This window comes from Amycolatopsis sp. NPDC114484 (assembly GCF_055633755.1).
The window spans coordinates 1-11,127 of the sequence record NZ_JBVKDQ010000029.1; the positions used below are offsets into that span (position 1 = coordinate 1).

Below are 11,127 nucleotides of genomic sequence, written 5' to 3' on the forward strand. Positions count from 1 at the left end.
ACCATGCACCCACACCCCCCCGCACCCCGATACGAAGCCAAAAACACGGCGCGGAGGTGCTTGTCAAGGCATCTTTCCCGCCTTGACAAGCACCTCCGCGCCGTAGTCACACTCAGCTTCGGGGTGCCCCCACGCAACCCCCACAGCAATGTCGCCGCCAGGCGACGAGCCCACTCACTCCCCCGGCCACCGCCAAGGCAACACCACCTGAGCAGCCCCCTGCCCCCGCCTCACCGGCTCAGCAGCGGCAACCCACCGCCCATCCCGCAAATACTCGACCCCGGTAGCCGCCCCGATCTCCGCGGGAGAAGACGAAAACCCCTGCCCCCGCCCCCGCAAATCCGTAACCTCCGGCTGCGCCAAGAACCCAGCCTCCACATCCGCCTTAGCAGAATTCCGCTGCGAAGCCCGAGGAGCAGCAATAGCCTCCTCCAACGACAACCCCCGGTCAATCCGCCCCAGCAAAACCTGCAAAACAGTAGTAATAATCGAAGCACCCCCAGGCGACCCAGTGGCAAAGAACGGCTTCCCGTCCCGCAAAACCACAGTAGGAGCCATAGAAGACCGAGGCCGCTTCCCGGACCCAGGCAGATTAGGATCCGGCACCCCAGGCGTGACCGGCACGAACGAGAAGTCAGTCAACTCGTTATTGAGCAAGAACCCCCGCCCAGGCACCACAATCCCGCTGCCACCCTCTTGCTCGATAGTCAGCGTATAAGCGACGACATTCCCCCACTTATCCGCCACAGTAAGATGAGTAGTGTTCTCCCCTTCATAAGGCGTAGGAGCACCAGTCGAACCGGCACCACAAGGCTGAGGATGCCGAGGATCAGCAGGCGCAACCGGACTGACCCCAGCCCGATCCCGAGAGATCAAACAAGCCCGGCCGTCCGCGAACTCCTGACTCAGCAACTCCCGAGCCGGAACATCAACCACCGCCGGATCACCGATCCACCGATTCCGATCAGCGAACGCATACCGCGAAGCCTCCAGGAAATACTGCAGGTAATCAGCCTTGCCAGCCCCCCGAAGATCGTAATTCTCCAGAATATTCAAAGCCTCGCCCACAGTAAGCCCACCGGACGACGGCGCAGGCATCCCGTAAACGTCCAGCCCGCGATACTCCGTATGCGTAGGCTCCCGCTCAACAGCCCGATACGCGGCAAGATCCGCCGCCGAAAGCTTCCCCGGGCGAACGTTCAGCGAAGAAGCAGGATCAACCGGCGGCCGCTGGACAGTCCGGGCGATGTCCGCCCCGATATCCCCCCGATACAGCGCATCCGTCCCGCGCCGGGCCAACTGCCCGTAAGTAGCGGCCAAATCAGGGTTACGGAACACAGTCCCCGGCACCGGCGGCTGGCCACCAGGCAAGTACAACGACCGCGTAGAGGGGAACGCACCAAACCGTTCAGCGTTATGCGCGACCTGATCATGGAAGGTCTGGTCAACCACGAACCCCTTGCGCGCCAACCGCTCCGCCGGAGCGATCGACTGCGCGAGCGAGCGCGTCCCCCACTTGCGCAAGGCGTCGCGCCAGGTCGCCGGAGTACCCGGCACCCCAACGCTCAACCCGCTGGTCACAGCGTCCGCGAACGGCAACGGCTTGCCGTTCTCCACGAACAAGTTCTCGTCCGCGCTCTTGGGCGCGGTCTCCCGGCCGTCGAGCGTGTGGACCTTGCCGGTTTTCGCGTCGTAGTACACGAAGAACCCGCCCCCGCCGATGCCGGCCGAGAACGGGTCCGTGACGCCGAGCGCGGCCGCGACCGCGACCGCCGCGTCGACGGCGTTTCCGCCGCCGCGCAGCACCTGCGTGCCGATGGCCGTGGCGTCGGCGTCGATGCTCGACACCGCGCCGAGATAGCCGGTCGCGACAGGCGATTTAGGAGTGGGAACGGCGGCCGAGGCGCTGGCCGCCCCGGCCGTGGACACCAGAGCGGCCACGGAGAGCACCGCGAGGATTCGCTTTCCGGTCGTGGGCATGCGGGCGAGTCTGCCCCGCGGCAGAACCGGTGTCCACACTCATTTCGAGGCCGCCATCGCCACCGCGGTCAGGGTCGCCAGCCCGCCGACGCCCACCGCCCCGACGACCAGTCCGGCGATCGCCGCCACCGAGGCGGCCAGCTTCACCGCCAGACCGGCGATCCAGCGCAGCACCCGGACCACCGCGATCAGCACCACTAGCGCGAGCACGAGCACCCCGGCCGGGACGCCTTGCCCGCTGCTTTGCGCGGCGGCCAGCACGGTGGTCATATCCGCACCTGTATCCGCGGTTCGCGAAGGTCTTCGCGCCCGAATTCGCGCATGTTCTCGTACGCCCGCCGGCGAAGCTCCGCACGGGCCTGAACGCGCTTGCGCTCAGAACCCAGCTGCCACACCCAGCGCCAGCCCGCGACAGTCGCGAAGACCGAACCGGCGAGGATCACCAGGAACGCCTGCGCGGCAAGCCCGTGGAACGATTCGAAACTCAGCAGCACCAGCAGCGCCCACACCTGAGCGACGGTGAACGGGACGACCAGAGCTGCCGCGTACACCCCCCGACGCCAGCGAACCGGCTGAGGAGCGGGAAGAAACGGTTCCATGACTGCCTCCCTCGGTGGTGTGTTTCCAGAAAACCCCGGCGGTGCCGGGAAATCTGTGTCAGCTGACACGTTCAGCGGGCGAGCCTCCGCAATTCCGCGAGCCGGTGGATGGTCACCTGGCCGCGCGCGGTGCTGATCACCCCCTGGCGGCGGAGTTCCCGCGTCACCCGTGCCCACGATTCGCGCGAAATCGCCGCTGTCATCGCGAGTTCCGCTTGCGTGCCGGGCACCGCGACCTCGATGTCCGCGCCGCGCCGCACGCCGTGCTGCACCGCCAGCTGCATCAGCTGCGCGGCCACGCGGCGGGTGCTCGTCCCGCCGCCGAGATCGAGCCACTGCCGTCCGACGTCGCGCATCCGGTCGGCCAGCACCTGCAGCAGGGCCCAGGAGATCGCCGCCTCGCGCCGGCACAGCGCGACGAACCGCGCGGCGGGCACGACCAGGACGTCCAGTTCGTCGAGTGCCTGCACTGTCGCCGACCTCCGTCCGCCGTCGATCACGGCCAGTTCGCCGATCACGTCGCCCGCGCCGCGGACGCCGATCACGACCTCGCGCCCGTCCGGCGTCGCGTTGGTGATCCGGACGTGCCCGGTCAGCAGGAGAAGCACCACCGAGGCCGGCTCGCCTTCGCGGCAGAGGACCTCCCCGCGCCGGTAGGCCTTGCGGACGGACAGCTCTTCGAGTTTCGCGCGGTCCGCGGCGCCCAGCGCCGGCCAGAACCCGATCGTCTCCACAGCGGTCCACCCTCCTCGTCGCCGGCCGGACCGCTCAGGCGATCAGTCCCGCTCCCGGCCGGACGGCGTCGGTGGTGCGGACCCAGCCCCGCGTCCGCTGTCCGCCGACGCGCACGTGGTAGGCGTGGGTGAAAGCGCTGCGGTCGATCCCGGCGTAGCCGTGCCGGACCACCGAGCGGTGAATCGCGTTGGAGACGACGAGCGCGAGCGGGCCGGAGGAGCTGCGCAGCCTGCGTCTCAGGTCAGGCGCGTCGAGAAGCCGGCAGGCGATGTCGATGTCCTCGCCGTAGGGCCCGTGCGTGTCGTAGTGCACCTCGCCGGCGTGCACCGAAACGCGCAGCCGGAAGGCCAGTTCGGGATCCTGGTCGCCGTGCCGGGCGAGCAGTTCGGTCAGCGCGGGCACCACGCGGGCGAGCAGAATCGTCTTCGGCACCTCGTCGACCGGCCGGACGAGGCACAGCGCGCCGTCGCCGCGGTCGATGAACGGGTCCCGGAACTGCTCGGTGATGCCCCCGGCCAGGAAAGCCTCGTCGAGCAGCTCGAACAGGACCGAACGGAGCCCCGCCCGAGCCGGGTTCGTGCGGGTGGTCGACCCTTCGATGTCGACCACCACGATGGCTCGGTGTACTGGTGCCTGTACTGCTGAGGTGTCCATGACCGCCCCCCTATTTCAGGAAGCTACTGAAATCTAGTAGACTTTCACAGCAGCTACTATAAGGCTGGGCCGGGACTGAAACAATGGTGTCGCGCACACGACATCTTCCGTTCAGGCGCGGGCCTGGTCCGAGATTGGCAACCCCTGAACACCCGCCGACACACCACCCCGGCCCGTCCGGCCACCCCGGCTCCCCGGGTGTAGAATCCCCGCCATTCACACCCGGCTGAACTTCACTGAAGGGTCTGAAGTCGTGTCTCAGCCCAACCCCGCGCTCGCCGCTCGCCTGCGTACCCTGCGCAAGGAGAGCTGGTCCGACGTGGTGCTCACCCAGAAGCAGCTCGCCGAGGCCTTCGGCGTGAGCACCGGGCTGCTGTCGTCGTGGGAGAACGTGTCGAAGCCGGTGGCGCCCCCGCAGCCGCGGCTCGAGGCATACGCGACCTTCTTCGCCACTCGCCGTTCCGTGCAAGGCCGCGAGCTTCACCTCCTGGACATCGAAGACCTGACCGACGACGAGCACACCGTCCGCAAGGAGCTGCTCGCGGAGCTGCAGGCGCTGCGCGGCGACCTCGACGACCCGCCCGCCCAGCCGGTCTTCGCCCCCTCCAGCCTGTGGCACTTCCCGCCGAACCAGGACGTCGTGATCGTCTGCGCGCAGCTGCCGGAGAAGTACCGCGTCGCCTACACCGATCCGTCCAGCCCGGACTACGTGAACCTCTACACCTACGCCGACCCGGACGCGCTGATCGAGCTCTACGGCCACATCCGCGCGTGCAACCCGGCGAGCAAGGTCACCTTCCGCACCACCGACCAGAACACGACGCTGTCGGCGGACGAGTACACCGCGCACCTGGTGCTGCTCGGCGGCGTCGACTGGAACCCGCAGACCCGCGCGCTGCTCGACCGGGTCGACGTGCCGGTCCGCCAGATCAGCCGCAGGGGCGACGAAGACCAGCTGGACAGCGGGTTCGAGGTGACCAGCGCGGACGGGACCACCCGGATGTTCAGCGCCAAACTGCACGACGGCACTCTGATCGAAGACGTCGCGCACTTCTACCACGGCGTCAGCCCGCTCAACCGCAAGCGCACTGTGACCGTGTGCAACGGGATGTACGGCCGCGGCACCCTCGGGGCCGTACGAGCACTGACCCACCACCGCTTCCGCGACCGCAACCAGGCCTACCTCGACCAGCGCTTCGCGGGCGCGGATTCCTTCAGCATCATCAGCCGGGTCCCGGTCTTCGACAACCAAGGGCTCACCCCTGACTGGACCCTGCAAGAGAACCGGCTGCACGAGTGGCCAGAATCGAGCCTCCCATGACCGCGACCGTCGCAGCGCCCGCGCAGCACACGACGCACCAGCGGCTGCTGCATCGCGTCGCCGCCGAGGACGCGCCGCAGGCCCAGCTGGACGCGATCGTCGTGCCCAACGGCCGCCCCGCCGGCTACCTCAAGGACGCTTTCCGCGCGGCCCGCGAGGTCGACGCCACGCTTCTGTTGCTGTGCAGCAAAAACGCGCGGGCGACCGACGCGGTGCTCGCCGCGAAGCGCGCCGGGGTGCGAGTCCGCGCGATCGACACCGACGAAGTCGCGGGCCTCGACCTCGTCCCGACCTTCGCGACGAGCAAGCTGCTGCAAGCGAAGCGCCTGCTGCGCCGTACCGACACGAGCTTCAAGCGCAACCTCGGCGTGCTCGTCGCCGAATTGGCGGGCTGGCAGCGCATCCTGTTCCTCGACGATGACATCCACCTTGCGCAGCCTGGCGATCTGCGCGCCGCCGCCGGCCTGCTCGACGAGTACGCGGCCGTCGGCCTCGCCAACACCGGCATGCGGGACAACTCCGTGGTGTGCCACGCCTACCACGAGTCCGGAGGACAGCAGGACACCTTCGTCGGCGGCGGCGCGCTGGCAGTCGGGCGCAACGCGTTCTCCTCGTTCTTCCCGGACATCTACAACGAGGACTGGTTCTTTCTCCTCAGCGGGACCGGACTGCGTGCCACAGCGGTCACCGGTGCCGCGTACCAGCACGACTACGACCCCTATCGCGACACCGTGCGCGCCCGGTCCGAGGAACTGGGCGACACGCTCGCCGAGGGCATCTATTGCCTGCTGGACAACGGCATGAGCATCGCCGACGCGACCACCGCGCACTGGGCGAGGTTCCTGGAAAGCCGTCGGGCGTTCATCCGCACCACGCTGCGCCAGGTGCAGGACGCGCCGTACCTGACCGGTGCGTACGAGACCAGGATGCTCGATGCGCTGAAGGCCGCGCTCGGCCGCAGCCTGCTGATCGATCCGGACCTGTGCGTCCGGTACCTGCGTGCTTGGCAGCGGGACCGGGACACCTGGCAGACGCATCTGCGGTCGCGGCGTGCGCGGCATCGGGCGACGGGTGACCCGGACGCCGCCTTCGCCACGCTGGGGATCTCGGAGATCGTGCACAAGTCCTGAGGGTTCATCGCTCGCCGCAGGTGCGGCTGGCCAGCGGCGCGGGACGGCCGTCCGGCAGTCCCTTCACCAGGACGTGGCACCGTTCGGCCTCGGAAATCGTGCGCCCGTCGGGCGAAACGCGCTCCGCGTAGCAAACGACGGTGCCGTGGCCCCAGTCGCGGTAACCGAGACGGCCGTACAGCCGGGCGGCGCGGGTGTTGTCCGTGCGGACCGCGAGCGCACCGAGGGCGTGGCCGTGACCGACCAGGTAGTCCTCGGCCGCGTGCACGAGAGCCGCGCCGATGCCGTGGTTGCGTGCGTCCGGGGCGACTTCCAGGTGCGTCAGCAGCGGAACCCCCGGCAGATGGCCGCGGATCGGCGGTTCTTCGGCGTCTTCGAGCCACAGGTACACGGCGCCGACCGGGCGCGCGGAGCGCCACGCGGTGAACAGGACGCCGAGCCCCTTCGCCTGCCGGGTGAACCGGTCCTCGAAGAACCCGTGGTCGCCGAGGATCTCCGCCAGCTCCGCGAGGTCCGCCTGCTCAGCCGGCCGGATCGAGACGTCGCCCATCAACGCCGACTCCTGTCCGCAGGACCGGGGCACGCGAGCGGGAGGCCGGCCCGGAGCCCGCCCGGGCCGCGGTCCTGATCATGGCCGCCCGGCCTCAAGGGTAAGTGTGCGCTGGGTAGGCGCGAAGACTGCAGATGCCGCAGGCCGGTCCTGCGAACGGAGCAACCGGCTACTCTGCGCGACCGCGCCCCTCCCCCGGTTTCCACCTCCCCAATACACCCCGGACGAACCGGTTCAAACGGAAATCGCGCAGCAGCACGGAAAACCGCTTCCGGAGCGAGAGCGAGTGCGGGAATTAGCGGCTGACTAGATCGGGTTCAGCGGATCCAGTTGCGCGCGGGCTGGTTTGAGCGGATCGCAGGCCCGTCACGCCCCGCGTTGTCCGGGCCCGCCGGGACAGCGAACGGTTGCCTGCATCAGCCGGGCTCACGGCGTCTTCGACCGCGTACAACCGCGGGCCCACGCAGTTGAACGAATCCGGTTCCCGGGCACCAAGGAACAACCGGACGGCTCCCGCGGGACCCGCATCGGGTCGACCGCTCTTCGAGCCTCCCCACGCTACCGCGTTCCGCGCCGAAACCGCCCGCGCGCAACCACCTAAATCAGGTCCAGCGGATCCAGCTGCACCCGCACCGGCTCGACCGCTTTCCGGGCGTCCCGGCGGGCCACCGCGTCCCGCACCACCGTCGCCAGGGCGCGGCCGTCCCGGCGGGCCACCCGCACCAGCGCCCGCTCGCGTTCCGCGTTGCCCTCGTCGTCGAAATCGCCCAGCGGGACCGGGCCGAGCACCTCGCCGGTGTCCGGCAGCGGGAGGTCGTCCAGCACGCTCGCCACCGCGGCCGGGCTCCCCTCGACGCTCGCCATCCGCATCGCGGGCGGGAAACCCAGCTCCCGGCGCTGCTCCAGTTCCTGGCTCGCGTGCCAGCCCGGATCCCAGCGCACCAGCGCCTGCACCACGGGCAGCCCGGCTTCCGCGCCGACGACCACCCGGCCCCCGCCTGAGGCCGGGCGGACCAGCGCGGCGGCGGCCATCCAGCGGCGGAGAGTTTCTTCCGCGGCACGCAAATCCTGACGTCCGAGCAACGCCCAGCCGTCCAGCAGCAGCGCCGCGCCGTAACCGCCTTCGGCGACCGGTTCCGCGCCCGGCGTGCAGACCACCAGAGCCGGGCGGCCGGGGACAGTCGCGAGGACCTCGGTGGCGCCGGAGGTTCGGACCGGTACCCCGGGGAAAGCCCGGCCCAGTTCCTCGGCGGTGCGTTTCGCGCCGACGACGACTGCCCGCAGCCGGACGGAACCGCAAGCGGGGCAACGGAAAGCGGTCTCCGGAACGCCGCACCAGCGACAGGCGGGCGGGCGCGGGGCGCCGTCCACCGAACCGCCGGGCAGCGCGAGCGGACCGGCGCAGCGGCGGCAGTGGGCGGGCGTCCGGCATTGGCCGCAGGACAATCCGGGGACGTAGCCGCGGCGCGGGACCTGGACCAAAGCCGGCAATCCGGCGGCGAAAGCTTGGCGTGCCGCTTCGAAGGCGACCGCGGGCAGGCGGGCGACGCGGGCGGCTTCGTCGCGCGCTACGTCGAAGTCCTCGCCGACCGGGGTCACGCGCGGGGCGGCGGCGCGGAGTTCGGCGCGATCGGCCTGGATCTGTTGCGCCCAGCCGGATTCCACCAGCAGCTGCGCTTCGGCGGTCCGGGCGAATCCGCCGACCAGGAATGCCGATTTCGTGGCGTGGGCCCGATCCATCAGCACATCCCGTACGTGCGGATACGGGGCATGCGGATCCAGGTGCAGGTCGTCCCCGTCGTCCCAGACCACGAACAGACCGGGATCCTTGACGGGAGCGAACATCGCCGCGCGAGTGCCGACGACCACGCGGACTGCGCCGCGCAGCACGGAAAGCCAGCGACGGTATCGCTCGGCTGGTCCCAAACCGGCGATCAGAGCGGCGACGCCCTGTTCTCCGACCAGTTCGATGCACGCGTCGTGCACTCGGGTGAGGTCGCGGTAGTCCGGGACCACCAAGACCGCGCCCCGGCCCTGCGACGCCGCGGTGGCGGCTGCTTCGGCCAGGCGGCGGGGCCAGTCCTCGCCGGGGAGGGCTTGCCAGACCGCGTTGGCCGGGCCGCCTTCGGTTACGGCTTCCAGGAACGCTTCGCCGCGTTGGTAGCGGGACCAGGCGGAGACGTCCGGCGCGTCCGGTGTCGGCGCCGGTTCCGCTGGCGGTTCGCCTTCTGTCTTCGCGTGCCTAGGGGGCAGGGCCAGGCGCAGGACATCGGACAGGGTTCCGGCGTAGCGGTCGGCTACCGAGCGGCAGACCGCGTGCAGAGCGGGCGGGAGTACGGGTTCGCTTGAGGTGACCCGCTCCAGATAGGCGAGTTTGCGCTCGTACTCCGTGGTGTCGGTGCGCTCGATGAGGTAGCCGTCGACCAGTTGACCGGCGAAGCGCACTCGGACCCGGCAGCCGGGGACTGCGGATTCGTGCAGTTTTTCCGGGACTTGGTAGTCGAAGGTGCGGTCCAGGTGGGCCAGCGGGATGTCTACGGCGATCTTCGCGACGGGGAGTTCCGGGGCGGGGGTTTGCTGGCCCTTGCGGGAGGGTTTTTTGGGCGGTGTCTTCTTCGCCGGGGTGGCCTTCGGCTCCGGGGTGGAGCGCGGAGGCTCCGGGAGGTCCCATAGGGGGGTGGGTTCGGAGCTGGTCACTTGGAGATCTCTACCAGACGGGGGCGACACTCTTGTCGTCGAGGGAAGGTGCGGCGCGGGGCACCCCGAAGCTGGATTGTGCTGACGGTTCGGGGGTGCGCGGGAGGGGCTGGGTGCCTCGATGGTTATGCGGGGCGGGTGCGGCTGGGCGGGAGGGCCGTGAGGGGAACACGGCCTCGGCCTGGCCCGAGAGCCGTGAAGGGCTCCTTGAGGGAATCTGATTCCCTCAAGGAGCCCTTCACGGACAAAAACGGGTCAGGCGCCGACCAGCGAGCGCAGGGCGTCTGCGCGGGCGGTGCTCTCCCAGGGGAGGTTCAGGTCCGGGCGGCCGAAGTGGCCGTACGCGGCGGTCGGGGCGTAGATCGGGCGCAGCAGGTCCAGGTCGCGGATGATCGCGGCGGGGCGCAGGTCGAAGACCTCGCTGATGGCCGACTGGATCTTGGTCGGGTCGACCGTCTCGGTGCCGAACGTCTCGACGAACAGGCCCACCGGGGCGGCCTTGCCGATCGCGTACGCCACCTGCACCTCGACCCGTCCGGCCAGTCCCGCGGCGACCACGTTCTTGGCCACCCAGCGCATCGCGTACGCGGCGGAACGGTCCACCTTGGACGGATCCTTGCCGGAGAACGCGCCGCCGCCGTGGCGGGCCATGCCGCCGTAGGTGTCGACGATAATCTTGCGGCCGGTGAGCCCGGCGTCGCCCATCGGGCCGCCGATCACGAAGCGGCCGGTGGGGTTCACCAGCAGGCGGGTGCCGTCGGTGTCGAGGCCCAGTTCGGCCAGCTCCGGCTCCACCACGTGCTTGCGCACGTCGACCCCGAGCATCTGCTCCAGGTCGATCCCGTCCGCGTGCTGGGTGGACACCACGACGGTGTCGAGCCGCACCGGCTGTTCGCCCGCGTACTCGATGGTGACCTGGGTCTTGCCGTCCGGGCGCAGGTACGGCAGCACGCCGTCCTTGCGGACCGCGGTCAGCCGCCGCGAGAGCCGGTGCGCGAGCGCGATCGGCAGCGGCATCAGCTCGGGCGTGTCCGAGCAGGCGTAGCCGAACATCAGGCCCTGGTCGCCCGCGCCCTGGCGGTTGATCTCGTCCTCGTCCGATTCCACGCGCGACTCGTACGCGGTGTCGACGCCCTGGGCGATGTCCGGGGACTGCGAGCCGATCGCCACGTTCACGCCGCAGGAGTTGCCGTCGAAGCCCTTGGCCGACGAGTCGTAGCCGATGCGCAGGATGACGTCCCGCACGATGGTCGGGATGTCCGCGTACGCCTCGGTCGTCACCTCGCCCGCGACGTGCACCTGGCCCGTCGTGATCAGGGTCTCGACGGCGACCCGGCTGCGCGGGTCCTTGGTCAGCAGGCCGTCGAGGATCGAGTCGCTGATGGCGTCACAGATCTTGTCGGGGTGGCCCTCAGTCACGGATTCCGACGTGAACAGCCTTTTCGTGGACGCAGACACGAC

General features: G+C 69.7%; 10 protein-coding genes. 2 read left to right on the plus strand and 8 right to left on the minus strand.

Going from position 1 to position 11,127, the window contains the following annotated elements; translation table 11 throughout:
• Nucleotides 1-174 precede the first annotated feature (174 nt).
• The 5 genes from ggt to ACZ7SW_RS39890 all read right to left on the minus strand — a co-directional run bounded on the left by ggt (nucleotide 175) and on the right by ACZ7SW_RS39890 (nucleotide 3,968).
• Nucleotides 175-1,980 carry a gamma-glutamyltransferase gene (gene ggt / locus ACZ7SW_RS39870; RefSeq protein ID WP_470235544.1) on the minus strand — a complete coding sequence of 602 codons (1,806 nt, stop codon included), beginning with the start codon at nucleotides 1,978-1,980 and terminating at the stop codon, nucleotides 175-177.
• 39 nt (nucleotides 1,981-2,019) lie between these two features.
• Entirely contained in the window at nucleotides 2,020-2,250 is a 231-nt protein-coding gene (locus ACZ7SW_RS39875; RefSeq protein ID WP_470235545.1) for a hypothetical protein, read from the minus strand.
• Nucleotides 2,247-2,579 carry a hypothetical protein gene (locus tag ACZ7SW_RS39880; protein WP_470235546.1) on the minus strand — a complete coding sequence of 111 codons (333 nt, stop codon included), beginning with the start codon at nucleotides 2,577-2,579 and terminating at the stop codon, nucleotides 2,247-2,249. The genes ACZ7SW_RS39875 and ACZ7SW_RS39880 overlap by 4 nt, the downstream gene beginning before the upstream one ends.
• A 71-nt stretch (nucleotides 2,580-2,650) precedes the next feature.
• Nucleotides 2,651-3,313, minus strand: a complete 663-nt coding sequence (locus ACZ7SW_RS39885; protein WP_470235547.1) for a Crp/Fnr family transcriptional regulator — start codon at nucleotides 3,311-3,313, stop codon at nucleotides 2,651-2,653.
• Nucleotides 3,314-3,347: 34 nt separating this feature from the next.
• Nucleotides 3,348-3,968 carry a hypothetical protein gene (locus tag ACZ7SW_RS39890; protein ID WP_470235548.1) on the minus strand — a complete coding sequence of 207 codons (621 nt, stop codon included), beginning with the start codon at nucleotides 3,966-3,968 and terminating at the stop codon, nucleotides 3,348-3,350.
• A 253-nt stretch (nucleotides 3,969-4,221) separates the two neighbouring features.
• On the opposite strand from ACZ7SW_RS39890, the gene ACZ7SW_RS39895 reads away from it, so the two are divergent.
• Nucleotides 4,222-5,289, plus strand: a complete 1,068-nt coding sequence (locus tag ACZ7SW_RS39895) for a helix-turn-helix domain-containing protein (RefSeq protein WP_470235549.1) — start codon at nucleotides 4,222-4,224, stop codon at nucleotides 5,287-5,289.
• A complete protein-coding gene (locus ACZ7SW_RS39900) occupies nucleotides 5,286-6,419 on the plus strand; it encodes a hypothetical protein (protein ID WP_470235550.1) in 1,134 nt (377 codons plus the stop codon). The genes ACZ7SW_RS39895 and ACZ7SW_RS39900 overlap by 4 nt, the downstream gene beginning before the upstream one ends.
• A 4-nt stretch (nucleotides 6,420-6,423) precedes the next feature.
• Here the strand turns inward: ACZ7SW_RS39900 and ACZ7SW_RS39905 are convergent, their stop codons facing one another.
• From ACZ7SW_RS39905 to metK, 3 genes are all read right to left on the minus strand, one after another.
• The gene (locus tag ACZ7SW_RS39905) at nucleotides 6,424-6,969 is read right to left on the minus strand and encodes a GNAT family N-acetyltransferase (protein ID WP_470235551.1); all 546 of its coding nucleotides are present in this window, start codon (nucleotides 6,967-6,969) and stop codon (nucleotides 6,424-6,426) included.
• A gap of 597 nt (nucleotides 6,970-7,566) precedes the next feature.
• Nucleotides 7,567-9,666: a primosomal protein N' gene (locus ACZ7SW_RS39910; protein WP_470235552.1), complete on the minus strand. Its 2,100-nt coding sequence runs from the start codon at nucleotides 9,664-9,666 to the stop codon at nucleotides 7,567-7,569.
• A gap of 255 nt (nucleotides 9,667-9,921) precedes the next feature.
• Nucleotides 9,922-11,124: a methionine adenosyltransferase gene (gene metK / locus ACZ7SW_RS39915; protein WP_470235553.1), complete on the minus strand. Its 1,203-nt coding sequence runs from the start codon at nucleotides 11,122-11,124 to the stop codon at nucleotides 9,922-9,924.
• Nucleotides 11,125-11,127 lie beyond the last annotated feature (3 nt).

Coding starts and splice junctions, on each gene's coding strand:
- ACZ7SW_RS39900 (WP_470235550.1), top strand. CDS start 5,286: ATGACCGCGACCGTCGCAGCGCCCGCGCAGCACACGACGCACCAGCGG.
- ACZ7SW_RS39905 (WP_470235551.1), bottom strand. CDS start 6,969: ATGGGCGACGTCTCGATCCGGCCGGCTGAGCAGGCGGACCTCGCGGAG.
- ACZ7SW_RS39890 (WP_470235548.1), bottom strand. CDS start 3,968: ATGGACACCTCAGCAGTACAGGCACCAGTACACCGAGCCATCGTGGTG.
- ACZ7SW_RS39880 (WP_470235546.1), bottom strand. CDS start 2,579: ATGGAACCGTTTCTTCCCGCTCCTCAGCCGGTTCGCTGGCGTCGGGGG.
- ACZ7SW_RS39875 (WP_470235545.1), bottom strand. CDS start 2,250: ATGACCACCGTGCTGGCCGCCGCGCAAAGCAGCGGGCAAGGCGTCCCG.
- ggt (WP_470235544.1), bottom strand. CDS start 1,980: ATGCCCACGACCGGAAAGCGAATCCTCGCGGTGCTCTCCGTGGCCGCT.